Annotated in this window: 15 protein-coding genes, 2 tRNA genes and 1 pseudogene; 10 read left to right on the plus strand and 8 right to left on the minus strand. The window is 40.2% G+C overall.

What is annotated here, in order from left to right; all coding sequences use genetic code 11:
- Nucleotides 1-124: 124 nt before the first annotated feature.
- The 5 genes and pseudogenes from mltG to PL11201_RS20635 all read left to right on the plus strand — a co-directional run bounded on the left by mltG (nucleotide 125) and on the right by PL11201_RS20635 (nucleotide 5,033).
- Nucleotides 125-1,198, plus strand: a complete 1,074-nt coding sequence (gene mltG, locus PL11201_RS20615; protein ID WP_079681049.1) for an endolytic transglycosylase MltG — start codon at nucleotides 125-127, stop codon at nucleotides 1,196-1,198.
- A gap of 14 nt (nucleotides 1,199-1,212) precedes the next feature.
- Nucleotides 1,213-2,460 carry a hypothetical protein gene (locus PL11201_RS20620; protein WP_234996790.1) on the plus strand — a complete coding sequence of 416 codons (1,248 nt, stop codon included), beginning with the start codon at nucleotides 1,213-1,215 and terminating at the stop codon, nucleotides 2,458-2,460.
- Between the two features lie 79 nt (nucleotides 2,461-2,539).
- Entirely contained in the window at nucleotides 2,540-3,052 is a 513-nt protein-coding gene (locus PL11201_RS20625) for a YqeG family HAD IIIA-type phosphatase (RefSeq protein ID WP_079680742.1), read from the plus strand.
- Nucleotides 3,053-3,133: 81 nt separating this feature from the next.
- Nucleotides 3,134-3,307, plus strand: a pseudogene (locus PL11201_RS20630) (IS701 family transposase); the annotation flags it as partial.
- 229 nt (nucleotides 3,308-3,536) lie between these two features.
- The gene (locus tag PL11201_RS20635; RefSeq protein ID WP_234996791.1) at nucleotides 3,537-5,033 is read left to right on the plus strand and encodes a hypothetical protein; all 1,497 of its coding nucleotides are present in this window, start codon (nucleotides 3,537-3,539) and stop codon (nucleotides 5,031-5,033) included.
- An 86-nt stretch (nucleotides 5,034-5,119) separates the two neighbouring features.
- On the opposite strand, the gene PL11201_RS20640 is transcribed toward PL11201_RS20635, so the two are convergent.
- From PL11201_RS20640 to PL11201_RS20660, 5 genes are all read right to left on the minus strand, one after another.
- Nucleotides 5,120-5,662: a Uma2 family endonuclease gene (locus PL11201_RS20640; protein ID WP_079680743.1), complete on the minus strand. Its 543-nt coding sequence runs from the start codon at nucleotides 5,660-5,662 to the stop codon at nucleotides 5,120-5,122.
- A gap of 66 nt (nucleotides 5,663-5,728) precedes the next feature.
- Nucleotides 5,729-5,800, minus strand: a tRNA-Thr gene (locus tag PL11201_RS20645).
- Nucleotides 5,801-5,868: 68 nt separating this feature from the next.
- Nucleotides 5,869-5,950, minus strand: a tRNA-Tyr gene (locus PL11201_RS20650).
- Nucleotides 5,951-6,019: 69 nt separating this feature from the next.
- The gene (locus PL11201_RS20655) at nucleotides 6,020-6,457 is read right to left on the minus strand and encodes a CBS domain-containing protein (protein ID WP_339394372.1); all 438 of its coding nucleotides are present in this window, start codon (nucleotides 6,455-6,457) and stop codon (nucleotides 6,020-6,022) included.
- Between the two features lie 203 nt (nucleotides 6,458-6,660).
- The gene (locus PL11201_RS20660) at nucleotides 6,661-7,950 is read right to left on the minus strand and encodes a glucose-1-phosphate adenylyltransferase (protein ID WP_079680744.1); all 1,290 of its coding nucleotides are present in this window, start codon (nucleotides 7,948-7,950) and stop codon (nucleotides 6,661-6,663) included.
- A 300-nt stretch (nucleotides 7,951-8,250) separates the two neighbouring features.
- Between PL11201_RS20660 and PL11201_RS20665 the strand changes: the two genes are divergently transcribed.
- The gene (locus tag PL11201_RS20665) at nucleotides 8,251-10,749 is read left to right on the plus strand and encodes an NACHT domain-containing protein (protein WP_079680745.1); all 2,499 of its coding nucleotides are present in this window, start codon (nucleotides 8,251-8,253) and stop codon (nucleotides 10,747-10,749) included.
- Nucleotides 10,750-10,757: 8 nt separating this feature from the next.
- Here the strand turns inward: PL11201_RS20665 and PL11201_RS20670 are convergent, their stop codons facing one another.
- On the minus strand, nucleotides 10,758-12,731 hold the full coding sequence (locus tag PL11201_RS20670; protein ID WP_079680746.1) for a S8 family serine peptidase: 1,974 nt from the start codon (nucleotides 12,729-12,731) through the stop codon (nucleotides 10,758-10,760).
- A 242-nt stretch (nucleotides 12,732-12,973) separates the two neighbouring features.
- On the opposite strand from PL11201_RS20670, the gene PL11201_RS20675 reads away from it, so the two are divergent.
- The 4 genes from PL11201_RS20675 (at nucleotide 12,974) to PL11201_RS20690 (ending at nucleotide 16,662) form a co-directional block, all read left to right on the plus strand.
- Nucleotides 12,974-14,437: a glycoside hydrolase family 13 protein gene (locus PL11201_RS20675; RefSeq protein ID WP_079680747.1), complete on the plus strand. Its 1,464-nt coding sequence runs from the start codon at nucleotides 12,974-12,976 to the stop codon at nucleotides 14,435-14,437.
- 248 nt (nucleotides 14,438-14,685) lie between these two features.
- Nucleotides 14,686-15,861, plus strand: coding sequence for a M20 family metallopeptidase (locus PL11201_RS20680; protein WP_079680748.1), 1,176 nt, complete (start codon nucleotides 14,686-14,688; stop codon nucleotides 15,859-15,861).
- 97 nt (nucleotides 15,862-15,958) lie between these two features.
- Nucleotides 15,959-16,243, plus strand: coding sequence for a hypothetical protein (locus PL11201_RS20685; RefSeq protein WP_079680749.1), 285 nt, complete (start codon nucleotides 15,959-15,961; stop codon nucleotides 16,241-16,243).
- Nucleotides 16,240-16,662, plus strand: a complete 423-nt coding sequence (locus tag PL11201_RS20690) for a putative toxin-antitoxin system toxin component, PIN family (protein ID WP_079680750.1) — start codon at nucleotides 16,240-16,242, stop codon at nucleotides 16,660-16,662. The genes PL11201_RS20685 and PL11201_RS20690 overlap by 4 nt, the downstream gene beginning before the upstream one ends.
- Nucleotides 16,663-16,751: 89 nt before the next feature.
- On the opposite strand, the gene PL11201_RS20695 is transcribed toward PL11201_RS20690, so the two are convergent.
- The gene (locus PL11201_RS20695) at nucleotides 16,752-18,944 is read right to left on the minus strand and encodes a DUF3769 domain-containing protein (protein WP_079680751.1); all 2,193 of its coding nucleotides are present in this window, start codon (nucleotides 18,942-18,944) and stop codon (nucleotides 16,752-16,754) included.
- On the minus strand, nucleotides 18,922-19,101 hold the full coding sequence (locus PL11201_RS26230) for a hypothetical protein (RefSeq protein WP_144017838.1): 180 nt from the start codon (nucleotides 19,099-19,101) through the stop codon (nucleotides 18,922-18,924). The genes PL11201_RS20695 and PL11201_RS26230 overlap by 23 nt, the downstream gene beginning before the upstream one ends.
- Nucleotides 19,102-19,136 lie beyond the last annotated feature (35 nt).

A 19,136-nucleotide genomic window follows, 5' to 3' on the forward strand; every position in this document is an offset into this window, starting at 1 on the left:
CTGATAACATCTTTTATGATGATTTAGGTGAACGGGTTTTCTGTTTTTATTGAAATTTTAATTAGGGGGAAGTAGCTTGGGAATTGCAAACACAAAGCAGAAAAAACCTCAAGATAAACAAACCATGAAACGGTTTTCTAAGGGATTTTTTTACCTTCTAATTCTGCCGATTATTTGGGGATTCTTTGGATGGCAGGGTTGGGCTTGGTGGAGTTGGGCCAGCGCCGCTCCCCAGGGTCAGGAACAGGTTAACTCCTCTGGTAGCAAAGGGAACAGCGTCAAAATCCTGATTCCACCGGGAACTTCCAGTCAGCAAATTGGAGAAGATTTGAAGGCGGCGGGATTAATTCGTTCTGATTTGGCTTGGAGACTGTGGGCGAGGTGGTTAATCTTCCAAAATCCTCAAGGGGATTTTAAGGCGGGAAGCTATTCCCTGGCTCCTACCCAGTCACTGAGTCAGGTAGCTGCTACCATCTGGAATGGAGAAGTGATGACTCTAAGTTTCACCATTCCTGAAGGATGGTCAATTCAACAGATGGCCGAATATTTTGAGCAACAGGGATTTTTTTCGGCGGAGAAATTTCTGGCGGCGAGTCGTCAAATTCCCCATCAGGATTATCCTTGGCTTCCGCCCAATTTGCCTTTATTAGAAGGCTTTCTATTTCCCGACACCTATCAACTCGAAGCAACGGAAGTTACGCCCCAGGCGGTTATTCGTCAGATGTTAAATCGGTTTAAAGAACAGGCGTTACCCGTTTATCAACAGGCCCAATCTCAACATAATTTGAGTTTAAATGAATGGGTAATCCTAGCGAGTATTGTGGAAAAAGAAGCGGTTGTTCCTGAAGAAAGAAATCGCATTTCTGGGGTATTTCATAACCGTTTACAAAAAGGAATTCAACTAGCATCTGATCCAACAGTAGAATATGCTTTGGGGATTCGTCAAACTGTTGAACAACCCCTAACCTTTAAACAAGTTGAAACGCCTTCTCCCTATAATACCTATATTAATGTGGGTTTACCCCCAACGGCGATCGCTAGTCCGGGTTTAGCCAGTTTAAAAGCTACTTTAACCCCGGAAAAAACCGATTATCTGTATTTTATGGCGCGATACGATGGAACCCATATTTTTAGTCGCACAGAAGCGGAACATCAAGCTGCGATTGCGGAAGTTGAACGCAATCTTTCTTCTCAATAGAAAATAATTGCTTTTTGAACCTATATCTACATCTACAACCAGAGAACGTGCGCTTTAGTGATTATTTTTATAGTCTAAAACCCAGTTTTTTAGCAAAAACAAAAGCTGTGTATTTAGCTATTTTGTTCGGACTATCGAGTCCTTCATCAATGGCTCCTAATTCTCCAATTTTGTTGCCTTATTCGGGGAATTCGGGGATTGATTCTCAGGGGACAACTTCCCCAACTTCTCTGATCCCTTGGGGTTGGGACGCAGGGCTAAAAATTCGCCGAGTGGCTGGCTATTATCCAGGTAGTCCTGTGTACTTCGAGAGTTGTCCCGACGGAGTTGGGGGAAAATGTTACGGGTCAATTCCGAATCGTTCTGGGTTTTATACCCTAGCCTATGGCTCCTTTAGTTACAAGGATAAAGTGGGGCCAACGGGAAAATTAAGTTGTATTCCCAACGAGGCTGAAAACCCCAACGCCCCGAATGATCGAATTTTAATGGAACCTCACCCTTCTGAACCTGTCGGTACTCCCCCGGTCAAGGGTCGCTGTCCTTACTTTTTTTACTGGAGAAACAACGGAGGGAGTCCCTCAGCTTATTTGATCAATGACAGTTCCAGCTTGCCCCAAATTCCCTTTGGTTATGGTAGTTTTTATATTGGACTGCAAGAAAACCTCAAAACCTATGCCGGGACTTATGGCGGGTTAGATCACCGAAATCGAGTGATGACACCTTTATATGCTTGGGTGCAAGGTGTCCGTTTGAAATTGCGGGCTAAGGTGTGTTTTGCAGATAAAACTCAAGATTTATACCGGAAAATTAGGGTACACACGGATATGACTTTTTATAGTTTAAAAAGCCGTCGAGGGTTTGGAGTATCTGTTAATTTAATGGATTATGTAATTAATCAAGGCAAAATATCCACCTTACCTGAGTTATTTCATGAACCGAAAGTAGCCGAATATTCTTTGGCTCAACTTCATGTTAATGGCAAATTATGGAACGTGACACCCCAGGATTTGAAATTTACTGTTGATCAGTCCTCGAATTGTAATTTGCCTTTAAAAGATTTACCATTTCAGGATGTTTATATTCCCTTTAAAGCAATTTTTGAACGGTTAATTGCCGAAGGCAAAATTGATCGCCGTCTGACTGAGGATGCAATTCTTTCTAGTACAATTGTGGTGGGATTGGAACAGTGGGGAAGAAATCGCTCGGAAGTGGAAATTTCTGATCGCAGTATTCTGATTTCTTTGCCCCCTATTGCTTGGTGATCCAACAATTTCAGGAAAAAGTTTCTCTATATTGCTCCCTTTTCCGCTAAAATTAAAGAGCTAAAATTCTACGGTTATTATGTCTTGGGGGAAACTCTTACAGCCTGATTTAGTCCTTGGGGATTGCATTTTGCACTTGACACCGGAGTTATTGCAACGGCATCAGATTCAGGGAATGGTACTGGATGTGGATGAAACCTTAGTTCCGATTACAGAAAAGTCGGTTTCTGAGGATCTCAAAGGTTGGATCGATACCTTCAAACCTGATTTGAGTCTATGGTTGGTGAGTAACAACATTAGTCAAACTCGCATTGGTAGTATTGCTGAAACCTTGAACTTGCCTTATATTAGCGGCGCGGGTAAACCCTCCCGGCGGAAACTTAAGCGGGCGGTGGAAGCCATGAATTTACCGATAGAACAGGTGGCAATGGTGGGCGATCGCTTATTTACCGATGTGTTGGCGGGAAACCGTTTGGGAATGTTTACGATTTTGGTGGAACCGATGGTTGATCCAGAAATCATGCCCTCGGTTAATTCTGTGCGTAATTTTGAGGTATTGATATCTAAGATGTTAGGGGCATCTCTGCACTAATTGGCACTAATGATTATATAGCAAGCACATAATGTTAAAGAATAACGAATGAAAGAGACAACCCCGGCAGCTATTCTCTGACATAGTTTAACCGAAGGATTAAGACGTCGATGGGCGAACAAACCCTTAAACACATTTGCTGATGCCCTTGAAGCCTTTCGCACAGCGATTTCCTTTCGATTTGTGGGGTGGCTCCAGGATAATAGGGATGTATTTGCAGCCTACAAAGCAAGTTTAGGCTTGATTTGGGCTTAATTTTTGTTTAAGTCCCTGGGAAAAAATAGCCTCGGTCGTTTACGAAATTCTAGGAGGAGGTTGTGTAGTAGGCTGACATAGAATTGATTTAGACTTTATGATCAACAACCAGTCGCAATTTTCTGTGGAACATTTTGCAGTCCTGAAATCCAAGTATCAAGCAACTGATTATGAAAACTCATCCATCTCTAGTCTTTTGTATTTGATCTTGAGAAAAGCAGATTTAGGGATGGATATTAATGAAATAGAATGGAATTGGTTACTAGATAATCAACTATTAGAAACAAAAGAATTTAAACATCTAAAAAGCCAGTATAAAGCCGATCAATTTCAAGGTTATTTCCCTGAAAAATCACCATTGTATTCGATTCTCAAAAAATTAGAATCTGAAACGGACTTTACCCAGAAAGATATTGATTTTATCAAACAACAAGACTTGTTGGAAACCTTAGCAATTATTGAGGAAAAACAAGCGATAAAACAAGCTGAATTTTCACAACTTAAATCAAAGTATAAAGCAACAACATACTTAGACTCATCGATTTATAGTCCCCTATATCAAATTCTAAAAACTCTTGATAAAAACGATACTTTAACCTCTGTAGATAAAAAGTTTTTAGAAGATAATAAACTCAATGAAACCTTAAATATTGTTTTAGAAAAGGAACAAGAAGAACAGTTTAATCAACTAAAAATCAAATATGAAGCAATCAGTTTTCAGGATAATTCACCCTCTAGTCATTTGTATAAGGTTCTTAAAAAAATTGATGGTAATATGAAGCTAGTTGACCAGGATATTAACTTTCTCAAAAAACGTAAACTCATTGATACAATTGCGATCGCTGTTGAAAAATATAGTGATCATTTAAAATCTACTATTACCATAGGCGACGAGTTAAGTCAGGCTGATATTGATTGGCTGAAACAAAATGGGCGTGAAAATATTATTGTTTTGGCTCAAGAAAAACACTTTGCAACTCTCAAGTCTAAATATGACGTTTCAGACTATCAAAATCAAGTAGTTTCTGGTGGCTTGTACCCAATTTTACAAAAACTAGAAATAGGAAATCGACTGGAGGAAATCGAGGTAGCTTGGTTGATAGAAAATAAGCTTTTCTATAATTCATATTATAGTAATTATCTTTTTTATAATACCTATAATATCTATAATAGGAATTATAGCAATAAAATTTTTATTGCTTACCATACAATTGAAGCAACTTTCTATGAACAAGAGTACCAACGAACAGGAAATCAATGGAAATTGCCTAATGCGAGTAGTCATTGGCGCAAAGCAAAAGAACCACAAAGAGCACTAGAACTAACAAAAAACCTAGATTTTAATGCTATTAAAGAAAATAAGCTAAAATCAGCTTTATTAACCACAAGAGGTGGTGCTTTCCGCGATATTCATAAACTAGATCAGGCGGAAACTTGTGCGCGAAAAGCAATTGATTATCAACCCAAGAGTCATCATCCTTATACTTTAATGGGTGCAATTTGTTATGAGCGAGGTGAATTTCCCGAAGGTGATCATTGGTTTGAAGAAGCCATTAAACGGGGTGCTTTACCTAAAGATCAGGATGCGGAAATCAAGCAAATTGTCAAAAATGCCAAGGATGAAAATAAGCGCCTACAAGTTGTAGAGTATCTACTGAAAAAAGATCCTAATCGTTATGCTTGGGCTAAATCTTATTTGAAAAAACCTAAAAATTTAGGGAAGTAATTGGATCACCCTCATTTCTAGGTATAACCTAGAAATGAGGGACAAAATCATATTTTTTGGTGTTGAGTTCATCGGTGATCCCGTTTTTAACTCACCAGTCTTTCAACAGATATCTCAATATCAGGAAAAGCTAAAGGGTTAATATTACCTTGATCAATAATTTGTTGACTCAAATAGATGTTATTTTCAGGATCTCTAAATACTATTAATTGCTTTTGGGCTAAATCTAAAACCCAATATTCCTCAATTCTAGCTTGAGCGTAAATTGATAATTTTAATTCTAAATCTTTTTTTAAACTGCTTTTAGCTACTTCAATAATCCAAAAAATATTCTCAGCATAGGGATGATGATCTTTATAAATTGACTTAGGTAGTCGGACGATAGCAATATCGGGTTCAGGTTCAGAGTCAGAAAGGGTAATCGGCCCATTAAAACGAACATGAGCCTTACTTGCTAACAAGGTTTGTAAGTATTGTGTACCTTCCTCAACCGTATAATAATGAGAGGGACTTTCGGGACTCATTTTAATAATTTCACCTGCTAAAAGTTCGACGTTGCGATCGCACAAAATCCCAGCATCAATCATGTTATGATAATCTTCCACAGACCATTTTAATAATGTCTTCATTGTCAAATCATCTCCTAATCTTGGGGAGTTGAACAACTTCTATCCTAGTATAATCAAAAAAAATAAAGCCCGTGACGAGGATTGAACTCGTGACCTCTTCCTTACCAAGGAAGTGCTCTACCACTGAGCTACACGGGCAAAAAAAATCAAGAACAAAAAACTAACAAATGATAGCTTCCAGTCTTTAATTTTTTGAGTTTTAGAGGTGGGCCGAGCTGGATTTGAACCAGCGTAGGCGTAGCCAGCGGATTTACAGTCCGCCCCCATTAACCGCTCGGGCATCGACCCATTTATTCAACAATTTTATATAGTAGCACAATCTCAGAAAATGTCTAGGGGTTTGGCAAAAAATTTTTTTTACCTAGGGTGAAAGGGGCTAAAAACCCTGGCGTTCAGGGAGTTTATGGGTTTTATGGTTTTTTTCCGTTGTGCGGGTTGGACGGGAGGAACTGGTGCGAGGACGGCCTGTAGTGAGCTTGTTGAACGATTGGGTGCGCGGCGGGGAAAATCGCTCTCATCGTAAATTTCCCAGACTAACTCCTCTAAAATATCCTCCAGGGTCACTAACCCAACCTTACCCCCATATTCATCCACCACAATTGCCGGGTGTAAGCGCTGTTGCAGTATTTCCTTGAGTAAATCCCCAACTCGTTTAGTTTCAGGGGCATAAACCGGAGGAATCATGGCTTCTGTGACAGAAATGCTGTCCTGTTCCTCTCCGTGGGCATGGGCAAATTGTAACGCTCGTTTCAAATGAACAATCCCGACAATTTGATCCTTGGATTCTCCCTGCACCGAAATCCGAGAATATCCAGTTTCTTTCCAGGCATAACTTAATCACTTCTGGTAAGGTAGCTTGATGGGAAATAGTTCCCATCTCAATTCGCAGTTTAACCACCTCTTGGGCGATTAAATAATCCATTGCTACACAATAAAAGACTTCCTGATAGCAGGAAGTCCTCTAAATAAATGGATTGGGTTTTGTTTTCACACCAACATTAAATAACGGTATAGTCAGTAATGACCGCATTTTTCAGGATCACAATAATACCACTGCGGATATAAAATCCCAAGTCTTCCCGTTCCGCTTCTTGGATATCCTCTTTGTTGATAATTTTGACATGGCGACCAATACGAGCATTTTTATCAACAATCGCCTTACGAATCACGGTATCAGAACCGATTCCTAGAGGAATTTCACCTTCTTGTAAACCTGAAGAACGTTCTGAGAAGGGTTGATAAAAGTCTGAACCCATCAGTAGGGTATCTTCAATTACACAGCCCGCTTCCACCCGGGAACGTAACCCTAAAACCGAATGGTCAATCCGACATTCTTTCAGGATACAACCCTCAGCAATAATGGATTCAGTAATCCGGCAATCTAGGATTTTCGTGGGGGGTAAGTGACGAGAACGGCTATAAATGGGAGCTTTTTCGTCATAGAAGCTAAAGTTGGGGTGGGGTTGTTGGGTTAAACCCAAATTGGCATGATAAAACGCTTCAATGGTTCCAATATCTTCCCAATAGTCTTTAAACAAAAAGGCTTGAACGTTTAAATTCCCCGATGCGTTGGGAATTACTTCTTTCCCGAAATCAGTTTCCTGGGGATTTTCATCTAATAACTTAATCAAGGTGTCTTTGTTAAAGACATAAATCCCCATGGAAGCAATATAAGGATTTTCTTTAGCTTGTTCAGTAGATAAACCTAACCTGGAGGTATCCACCCGCATTTGTTGGAGGGCGTCTCCCTTGGGTTTCTCACTGAAACTAATCACCCGTCCAGAGTCATCGAGTTTCATTAGCCCAAAATCCGAGGCCCGTTTTTCGTCAATGGGCAATACGGAAAGGGTAATATCCGCCTTGGTGTCTAAATGACGTTGGACAAATTCCCGATAGTCCATGCGGTAGAGATGGTCACCGGATAAAATCAGAAATTGGTCAACGTCCCATTCCTTCAGCAGCCACAAATACTGACGCACCGCATCCGCCGTACCCTGGAACCAATTCGGGTTTTGGGTGGTCTGTTGGGCGGCTAGGACTTCTGCAAAGCTATCATCAAAACCAGAGAAGTTGTAGGCGCGGGCAATATGACGGTTTAAGGATGCTGAGTTAAACTGGGTTAAAACGTAGATTTTGAGAATTTCTGAGTTAATACAGTTACTAATGGGGATGTCGATTAACCGATATTTCCCGGCGATGGGCACCGCAGGTTTGGCCCGCATTTTGGTTAAAGGATACAGGCGGCTTCCCGCACCGCCACCGAGAATGATTGCTAAAACTCGTTTCACAAAAAATTACCTCTCAACTGCCAATAGTCTTCCCAAGTCCAGTGTCCGACTGTACGGTACTCTTGACAAGGGGGGAGAGCCAAAACCAACCTTAAGTTTGGGTTTGGGTTAAGTTAAGAGGAAGGGAAATGGCCAAAGAATTGTTAAACGGTTATTGAATTTTAAGGGTTGAAAATTTTCTAGCGGTTTAGAAGTTGATAATTCTTTATATTTTTTTACCGGATTTATCGGGGATTGTTTTGTTAACTTCAGGTTATACGAGAATAAACACGATCAATTTTGATTAAAGATAGAGGATTTATGATGCACCTATATTGGCATAAGGTTTCTCAGGCGATTAAAGTGGCTGTGGTCGGGGTTTCTTTACCTTTATTGTTGTCGAGTGCAGGGTTAGCGCAACAGAATGTTAAGCAAGAAGCTATTCGGGTTGATCCGAGAATTCAAAGGCTGAGTGACAACTTGATGAATAAAAATCCCGATGATGATCTAGATGCAGTTCAGCAGTTAATGACAATTATCGAAAATCAAGAAGAAAATGATGATACTCGTCTTTCTGCGGCTGAAAAATTAGTTGAAAAGGTAAAACTAGATCAAAAAACTATTGGTCGATTAATTAAGCAATTAGTAAATCCTCAAAGTACACCCTACTTCAGAAAATGGTTGTTACCTTATTTGGGTGATGAGATTAGCACCGAAAATTTAAGTCTAAATGATGAACAAATAAAAGAAATAATTAATCTCTTGAATGATAAAGAATATCGCATTTATGAGAAAGCAACCTATCCTTTAAGAGAAGCTATAAAAAATCGTAAAAATTTTGAAAATGATAAGATTAAAACTGAGCTTGAAACAATCGCTAACGATGAAAATCAACCTTGGAAAACTCGAATAGGTGTCGCACAAGCACTTGGATTCAGTGGTCACGATGTTGAATTATCAATGAAAGTTTTAACGAAGTTTATAAAAGATAAAAATCAAAGCGATCAAACACAAGAATCTGCTCTTAATTCTTTAAAAATAGTAGCTGATGAACTATTAAAAACAGTTCATAAAAATGCTAAAAATGATAACATTAAAAAAGATTGGATTAAGGGTTTAGAATCAGCCATCAATCAACTCCCCAAAGAGAAAGAAGGTAATGATAATAATATTTCCCAAGTTTTACACTCTTTAAACAATGCAAAAGAAGCAATTAATAAAGAACTTCAAGAGTCTGAAAAGTCTTTCTGGAAGAAGCTGACTGACAACAAAAACCTGCTTATCCCTATATTTTTATTCAGCTTTTGGCTTTTTCTGCTTTTTTTATTACTTCGTGTCAAACCATTATCTCTGTTATGGCTGAATAGCTTTTTACAAAAAACTGATTTATCCTTGGAAGTTTTTGGTATAAATTTTAAGACCGCCACATTAAGAACATTATTGTTTGACTTACAATATCATCCCAGGGTACTAGATGATTGGGTGAAAACTAATCTGGAAACAGCGCGCCGTCAGTTTGAAAATAAGCAGACGGTTAAACAGAGAAACATTTATGTCCCTACTATTCCTGTAATTTTGAATGGTGATTCAATTCCTGAACTTACCCCCAAAGATTTACAACATAAGTTTAGTGAATCGAGAGAAACTTTACTGATTTGGGGAGAAGGCGGTTCAGGAAAAACAACTTTAGCTTGTCAGTTAGCAAAGTGGGCAATGGCAGATGATCCAGAGCAACGTCTTTGTCCCAACCATCGAATATTACCGATTTTCATTGATCAAGAACTCAGTGATGAGGCGGGGAATCAACAACAGGTTTTAATGGAAGCGATTCATGGGCAACTGAGAGATTTAATTGAGGCAGTCAAACCGATTTCTGAAGAATTACTGGTAAATTTATTGAGGGAAAGACGGCTGCTGGTGATTGTTGATGGGTATTCAGAAATGCGTCCAGCAACTCGCAATAAAATCAAACCCGAATTACCCAGTTTTTTGGCGAATGCTTTGATTGTTACTTCACGAAGTGACGAATCTTTAGGAGGTGTGAATAGAACTATTATTCAAATGATGCGGGTTCACAGTAGTAAACTGGCAGAATTTTTACAAGATTATGTCAACAAGAAAGGAAAACAAGATTTATTTAAAACGGATCAAGAACTTTTTCAAGCCTGTATCCAACTTTCAAAGCTTGTCGGTGAACGAGATATTACCGTGTTATTGGCTAAACTCTATGCGGATCAATTGATTGCGAATGAATCTAATCAGACCACTAAAAATTTACCTGATAATATTCCTGATTTGATGTTATCTTACTTAAATCAAATCAATTGTCAACTGATTGAAAAGGGACTAGAAAATCATTTAGATAATCTGACTGTTCATCAGGTTGCTAAAGTCATAGCATGGCAATGTCTAAAACAGACTTATCGACCGATTACTGTTCCACTTGATACCCTATTAAAAGTATTAGGTGAACACTGGAGCGAGGAGCAAGCAAAAACTTACCTGAAGTATTTAGAAAACTCTCTCCATATTGTTGAAACCATCAAACCCAGTGAAGATCAAATTCGTTTTTCTCTTGATCCCTTAGCAGAATTTTTAGCAGGTTTGTATTTAGTTGATCTTTATAAGGATAATGAGAAATTATGGACTGAATTTCTGGCACAAGCGGATGCTCAACCGGGTGCGCCAGAAAGTATTAAAGGATTCTTACAAGCTGTACAGGATTGTTGCCAAAAGAAACAGGATATAGTACCTAAGATAATATTAGAAGAATTCTCTCAAAGAATCCTAGTCTGCGATCCTATCAATTACCAGAATTAGAAGGTTAACTAACAACAATTCTTTTTACACTCAGAACAATCAAATGGAGCATCATCTAATAAATTACTATTTTCCTGCGCGTGTGAACTTGCTTCTCCTAACGCTTCCATAGCATTAGCTAACAACTCTGAGCGATCTTTAATATCCACGATAGCTGGTATATTGGATTCATCAGTGATTGCTAGTGCAAGAAATGCAATCGCTTCTTCTTGATAACGACCTAGCTTTAATAATCCTTGTGCAGCAAAAATTTTAGCTTTGAGATCAGCATTTTCACTATTCAGGGTCGTCATCAACTGATAAGCTGCTTTTGAAATGGGCGATCGCGGGACAAAATTGGCAGCACTAATCACTAACTCATACTCACCCTTAATTTCTGGATCTACATTTTGCAGAGCATTATCTAAGGCACACAAAATTTTCTCATAGTGCTTTCGGAGTTTAGAATCCATAGTAACCTCTGTTAAAGTAATGGGTGTTTTTTGAGATGAAAAATTACGTTGCTTGTTTGGTTGTTGTTTAGGTGAATGGGAATGTTTGGCTAAACGTTGGGCTGTTTTTACCGCCTCAAACCCATTAACTAAACCGCTTCCCGTTGCCCAATCAAATCCGGGTTTAGCTAAATGTCCTCCCGTCGCAGAATTGCAATTTCCTGCAATTACATCAATGGCGGTTTGTTGCAGAATTTCCTTAGCTTGTTGGGGGGATAATTGCGGGTTAACTTGCTTCATCAACGCACATATTCCTGCGAGTTGGGGTGCGGCGGCGGATGTTCCACTAAAGGCTGCCCAACCATCTTCTGAGGACGTTTCATCCGCATCAGGATGTTTAACTCCGGGTAAACCAAAAACGGCATCTAACGTGCTTCCAGGGGGAACTGGTAAGACAATATAAGCCGCCCTGGGTTTTTTTCCCACTAACCCACAAATATCAGGAACAATTCGCTCCGAATAGATATTGCTGCTAAAACCACTGGCATAATTACTCGCTTCTAAGTTGCCATTAGAACCCAAATAAACGCCCCCAGCTGCAATCACATCCGGGTGTTGAGAGGGAAATCCCCAATGTCCATTTCCAGCGGAAAAAACAACAATAATTCCCTGATAAACTGCATCGGCAATATTAGCAGTTAAGGCAATATCATAGGCGGCTAAAGGCAGATATTGTTTGCTACTTCCCCAACTACAAGAAACCACATCAGGACGCAAGGAAACCGCTTTTTTAAAGGCAGCAATTGAATTTTTGAAGTTCCATTTTATCATCGTAAAATTGATTTCAGGAGCCACAGAAAATAGATTGGCAGATTCTCCGGTGCCATGTCCATTTTCATCGACTTCGGGGTTAATACATCCTGCCCCTAAAATGACTTTACCTTGATATCCATTCCGGGCAAAAAAAGGATGACGATACCATCCTGAATCTACCATGACAACGTTAATGTCTTGACCTTTAATTCCCTGTTTATGAGCCGTTACTGCATTCAGTTTCTGGGCAATATCCTGGGGAATTAAATGCCAATAGGAAGGATTTGGAGGAGATTCTGAAGGTAAGCCAACATCGGCATAATAAACAGGTTCACTTAAGGCAATTCCTTCAATTAAATCCGATAAAGGACTAGAAGACGGATCAATAAAACCGACAATATCAGTATCGGGAGTATCTAAAAATGTGCCGATACTTTCTAATCCTCCTCCTTTTATAACCGTTTTTTCTTTAGCAATAATTTTCGTGTTGAAAACACGCTCATACAAATCAGCAGAACCTGCAATACTAAGAGTGACTCGTCCCGTTTCTAAAACTTCAAACCCTTCAGCTTTTAGACGTTGAATTGCTAAATTAACCTGTTGAGGATGAGAATAAAATTGAGTAATATTCTCGCGGGTAATTAGTTCTGAAGATCGGAATAGGGAAACCCCCCCTTGTGAATGAACTGAGGCTTCCGCGTAAACAATGGGTGGTACATTACTATTTGGGTCATTCATTCCTCTGGGTGTACATCCAATAAGTTGTTTCTAATTTATCATTGGTAAATAAGATATTCATGGCTACTTAATAAAACTTTAATATCTGATTAGAGTGATTGACTTGCTGGAGAGGTTAGCGATCGCCTAAAATTAAAGAGCTAATTTCTAAGCTCACTGTGGTTCAGCTAAATCGAATAACTTTGTAAAATTTTGCTTAATCTTAGCAGTTATACTTAACTATATGTGATTAAAATTTATCTATGCAAATACAAACTCCAGATTGGGTTAAACACTCGGTATTTTATCAAATTTTTCCCGATCGCTTTGCTCAAGCCGCCATTCCGCGCAAAAAATTGTTAAAATCTGATCGCTGGGAACCATGGGATTTACCACCGAGTTTACAGGGATATAAAGGAGGCAATTTATGGGGCGTGATTGAACAATTAGATTATTTACAGGATTTAGGAATTAATGCGATTTATTTTACCCCCATTTTTCAATCGGCTTCTAATCATCGTTACCATACCCATGATTATTACCAAATTGACCCCATACTCGGGGGAAATACGGCTTTTCAAGAGTTATTAGATGCAGCCCATCAACGCCAAATTAAAATTGTTTTAGATGGGGTATTTAACCATGCAAGTCGCGGCTTTTTCCAGTTCCATGATATTTTAGAAAATGGCCCCCATTCTCCTTGGTTAGATTGGTTTAAAATTGAAGGCTGGCCCTTATCTGCTTATGATGGCAGTAAACCTGCTAATTATGTCGGTTGGATTGGAAATCGGGCTTTACCTCAATTTAATCATGACAACCCTCAAGTCAGGGAATATATCATGGAAATTGCTGAATATTGGATTGATTTTGGCATTGATGGTTGGCGTTTAGATGTGCCTTTTGAAGTCAAAACTCCTGGTTTTTGGCAGGAATTTCGAGATAGAGTTAAGGCTGTTAATCCAGAGGCTTATATTGTTGGGGAAGTGTGGGAAGATTCCCGAGAATGGTTAGATGGGACGCAATTTGATGGGGTGATGAATTATTTATTTACGGCTCCGACCATTGCTTTTACCGCAGGCGATCGCGTTCAAATGGAGTTAGTCGAAAGTCCTTCCTATTTTCCTTATCCGGCTCTATCTGCTAAGGAATATGGGCAAAAAATACAAGATTTATTAGAGTTATATCCTTGGGAAATTCAACTAACACAATTGAATTTACTCGATAGTCATGATACAGCCCGATTAATTACTATTGCTGGCGGAGATAAAGCCAGTGTTGAGTTGGCAACCTTATTGTTATTTACCTTTCCAGGTGCGCCTAGTATTTATTATGGGGATGAAGTCGGGTTGGAAGGACACCTTGATCCTGACTCTCGCCGCAGTTTTCCGATGCAAGATTTTTGGCATCAAGATATTTTAGACTATCACAAAAAACTGATTGCTATTCGTCACCAATATCCGGCTTTAAGAACGGGTTCTTATCAGGTATTATATGCTGAGGATATGATTTATGGATTTGCTCGATGTTTGGAGAATGAGGAATTAATTGTGATGGTGAATTCGGGAACAGAATCAGCCGAAATTAATGTTACGGTTACTAACTTAAAGACTTGTCCTAATCAGTTAATTTATGGAGAAGGGAAATTCAGTTGGAAAACAGAAAATCACACCACAGAATTAGTGGTCTATCTTCCTCCCCGTCAAGGAATAATTTTAGCAAATTGTTAGTTTTCTAGGCAAAGATAAAGAGATAATGGGCAATTAGGAAATCAGCAATAAACAATGGTGATTGATTTTTCTAATAAGATCAATAATCATTCTAATTTCCGATGGGAACTTCATTTATTCAAGATTCTATATCTTCACTATTGCCCATTGCCCATTCCCTATTCCCTATTTTTTACTCTATAATAAAGAATCTAACTTAATCTAATTATTAATAGTTTCATCAGATTATGACCCAGAAGTCGCCCTCTATGCTAGAAAAAATCAAAGATATTGCTACAACGTTATCACCTCGTTTAATTGAGATTCGTCGCCATATTCATGCCCATCCAGAACTGAGTGGTCAAGAATATCAAACCTCTGCCTATGTTGCCGGGGTGTTGTCCTCCTGTGGGATTAAGGTGCAAGAAGGCGTGGGGACAACGGGAGTCGTGGGAGAATTCAAGGGAAATACCACCAACCCCCGTTGGTTTGCCATTCGCACCGATATGGATGCCCTGCCGATGACCGAATTAACCGGGTTAGAGTATGCTTCTCGACAGATGGGGGTCATGCACGCTTGCGGACACGACCTGCACACCACCCTAGGGTTAGGCACAGCGATGGTGTTATCTCAGTTGGGCCAGGAGTTTCCCGGGAAAGTGAGGTTTCTTTTCCAACCTGCGGAAGAAATTGCTAAAGGGGCAACCTGGATGGTGCATGATAACGTCATGGAGGACGTGGCGGCGATTTTGGGCGTTCATGTTTTCCCTAGTATTCCCGCCGGATGTGTGGGACTGCGATCGGGTGCGTTAACGGCGGCGGCGGATGATTTGGAATTAACGATTATCGGAGAGTCGGGTCACGGGGCGCGACCCCATGAAGCTAAGGATGCGATTTGGATCGCGGCTCAGGTCATTACCATGTTACAACAGGCGATTAGTCGCACCCAAAACCCTTTAAGACCTGTGGTTTTATCCATTGGTCAAATTATGGGTGGACGGGCTCCTAATATTATTGCGGATCAGGTTAAACTATTAGGAACGGTGCGATCACTTCATCCCGAAACCTACGAAGCTTTACCCAATTGGATAGAACAAATTGTTGCTAATATCTGCCAAATGTATGGGGCAAATTATGAGTTAAATTATCGTCGGGGTGTTCCCTCGGTGCAGAATGATCCGATGTTAACTCAAATTGTCGAAGAAAGTGTTAGAGATGCTTTTGGGTCTGGTGCGGTGGTAAATTTACCCGAACCCTCTTTAGGAGCAGAGGATTTTTCTGTCTATTTAGATTATGCACCCGGAATGATGTTTCGGTTGGGTGTCGGACACAAAAATAAACATAATTATCCCTTACATCATCCTAAGTTTGAAATTGATGAATCGGCAATTATTACGGGGGTGGTAACTCTAGCCTATTCTGCCTATAAATTTTGTCAGAAATAATTAGCAACACCAGAAGAATTAATCAATACTAAAAATACCTGTTAATCCCGTAAAAAATTAGCTAAAATAGAATTAGAAAAATTAGGAAGTCAGCAATATGGAAACAACTGTCACCCTAACTGTTACTGTGAACGCCGAAGGCAACTTAGACATTCCCGCAGAATTACAAACCCAACTGACACCAGGGGATCAATATAAAGTAGCAATTACGGAAGAAGGCTTACTTTTTAAAAAAGTTAAACCCGGATTTGATTGGGAAGAATTCAGACGGCGTAGAGACGAATCTGAACCCGATCCCAATCCAATGACAATGGAAGAAATTTGTGCAATCGTCAAAGAAGTGAGACATCAAATGAATTTAGAAGGAAAATCAGAATTATGAAAGTTGTATTAGATACCAATATTTTTATCTCCGGTTGGTTATGGGATGGCAGACCTGATCAAATTTTGAAATTAGGCGAGATTGGAGAGATTAATGTATGCGCTTCTGAAGAATTATTAACGGAGTTAGCAATAACATTAAGTCAAAAGAAATTTAAACTTAAACTCCAATCTTGGGGGTTTGAAGTTCATAATTTAATGGATGGAATCCGAAATTCGGTAGAAATTTATTCTATTCCAAAACGATATTTTCCTGAATTAAGAGATCCGAATGATGGGATTATTTTAGCAACTGCGATCGCATCTCAAGCAGATTATATTATTACAGGAGATCGGGATTTATTAACCTTAGAAAACTATGAAAATATCCCTATTTTAACAGCTATAGATTTTTTAAATATTTACTTTCCAGGGATTTAGAGAAAAACTTTCGCAACTTTTCAGATGATTATAGCAGATAAAAAAGTTTAAATTGATATAACGAATTTTGTTAATATAAACTTCACACCCTAATTTTCCGTTTTAGGAGTAGAACCAAAATAGGGGTCTGGAGTTCCAATCCAGTTAAAATCACTAATTCTGAGATTGATACTTCCTATCCGACGCACCGGATTAATCCTGAGAATCACCCCATAGGTACGGCGACTATATTCTAAGGTTAATTCATTATTTAATGATAAACCATTATCTAAATTAACCGCCGATTCAATCCCAGCCCTTAACCCCCCATAAAGTTGCTGCACTAATCCCATACTTAATACCCGTTGATCGACTAAACGATCAAACAAAAAGGGCGATTGTCCATCCAATATCACTTGGGTATAAAAAAGACTAAACCCCGTATAGTCTAAAAAGTCTTTAGAAAAATGACCCAATTGTCCCTGCACCCCTACCGAAGTGCTGAGATAGGATTGGGAATAATCTTGACTATATTGGGTGGTGACTCCTCTGGTAATTAATGCTAATTGTACGAAGGGAATCACGGGTCGAGGGGTATACCGTAAACCTTCCGTAGCCGTTGCTGGTAAGCCTTCTCCCCGCCATAATAAAACTGGATAAATTAAAGTTCCTAACGCCTCATAACGATCTAAAGTGACTCGATTATTGAGACGATTGGGTTTGAGTAATTCCGGGCGATCACTATCGGCATTTACCGATTGATAGGAGGTTTGAAAGCTAAAGGTAGCCCCCTGGTCGTTTAAAGCAATCTTAGGAGAAGTCAGCACCGCCCCCAAACTACTCCAAACCGTACGATACCCCAAAGTTCCATTAAACAAACGGTTACGATAACTATATTCTCCATTGAGTGCAAACCCAGACCCCAATTGTTGGCGGACTCGGATACTACCTCGGAGGGCTTTTTCATTCAGATCGGGGAAATTTTCCAAGGTATTTATGGATAAAAACCCCCTCAATTCCGTAGTGGGGGTAATTGATCCCGAAATCTTTGCTTCCAACCCCAAGGTTTTAGGATCGAAGGGGGTGACATTCTCTTGAAAAGCCCGTTGGAGTAACAATCGAGGTGCCACTTGCAGGCTCAACGGGCCAAGGGGAACAGAGGGCAGATTTCCCTGAATATAATATCCTCCAAAATCCTTGAGATCATAACCAAAGGAAAAGGGCAGGGGTTCTTTTTGGCTTCGATCAATGACGGTACGTTCTCGAAAGAGAGGGACGTTAAAGGATTGATCCAGCACCAGTCGGGATTTGGTGGTAATCAGTTCATCGCGTAGGGGTGAAACTCGAGTAAATCGGGCGGTATCGGCCCTTAATTCTAGTTCCGGGGGGGAAAAGGGATCGTTGGTAAGTCGCACCTGTTGGGCTTCCCATCCCCCATCCCCAAACAGATCAATTCGTTCGGCGGCAAATCTCAGGCGATTTACACTGCCTTGTACCCCAAAGGTTTCCCCCCCTCCGACAGAGACTCCGGCGTTTAATCCCCCATCGGCTTTGACTTTTGCTAGGGGTTGGGCGGCGGTAATTCGGTCGCTGATCGGGGCATTTAGTAGGGGGGTAACACCTGGATTTAGGGGATCAACCACGGTTAAATCGGTGTCGGTGGAGGGGGTATAAACAACGCCGTTGGCTTGGTAAACTGACCCGGTACTTTGCACGAAGTTATAGTCCATGCGATCGCCCCGAATCACCTGATTTCCTCGGGTCAGGGCCACATTCCCTTGAGCCACCACTTGACGGGTACTCAGGTTGACTTGGGCTTGATCCGCATCTATTAAGGACTGGCGAAACCGCACTATCACGTTCCCTTGGGCGGTGACGATTTGCCGCTGTTGATCATATTCTTGCCGATCAGCAGTGATTTCGACAATATCTGCGGGGGTGGGTACTGGAATAACTGTGGATTCTTGGGTTGGAGTTTTAGGGGGGGTGACAACTATTGTGTTACAGGGTGTATGACAGAAGTTATCGCTATTGGTAAAGGAAAAGGCGGCATCAAACCGATACTGATTCTCGGTTAAGGGTTGGGCGGTTTCTCTGGTGACGGTCGATCCCAGTAGTTCTGCGGATAGGGAGCCACTGGGTGCCTGAATCTGATATTCAGGTAAAGGATAGGTGATGGTGCTTTGGGTTTTTGCCCTGGAAGATATTTTTGGTTCTAATCCAATTATCCCCGTTTCAGTGGTCTGTGGCTGGGGAAGATGACGAATAATTGGGGGTGGTTCAGGTGGTGGCGGGTAAGGCATACTTGCTGTAACGGAATTCCACAGAATAGCCAAAACTCAACCCCTTTAGGGAACGGGCTAAAACAATGTCATTAGCTATCAGCCTGTAGGGATGATTACTAATGACACTCCCATCTTCTATTATATCAGGGATTTTGTTCACAGAGGTTGTTGGCATCTGGTTCTGATTTTCAAGCCCTAACTTCTGTTTGG

This window comes from Planktothrix sp. PCC 11201, from assembly GCF_900009135.1.
GTDB lineage: Bacteria > Cyanobacteriota > Cyanobacteriia > Cyanobacteriales > Microcoleaceae > Planktothrix.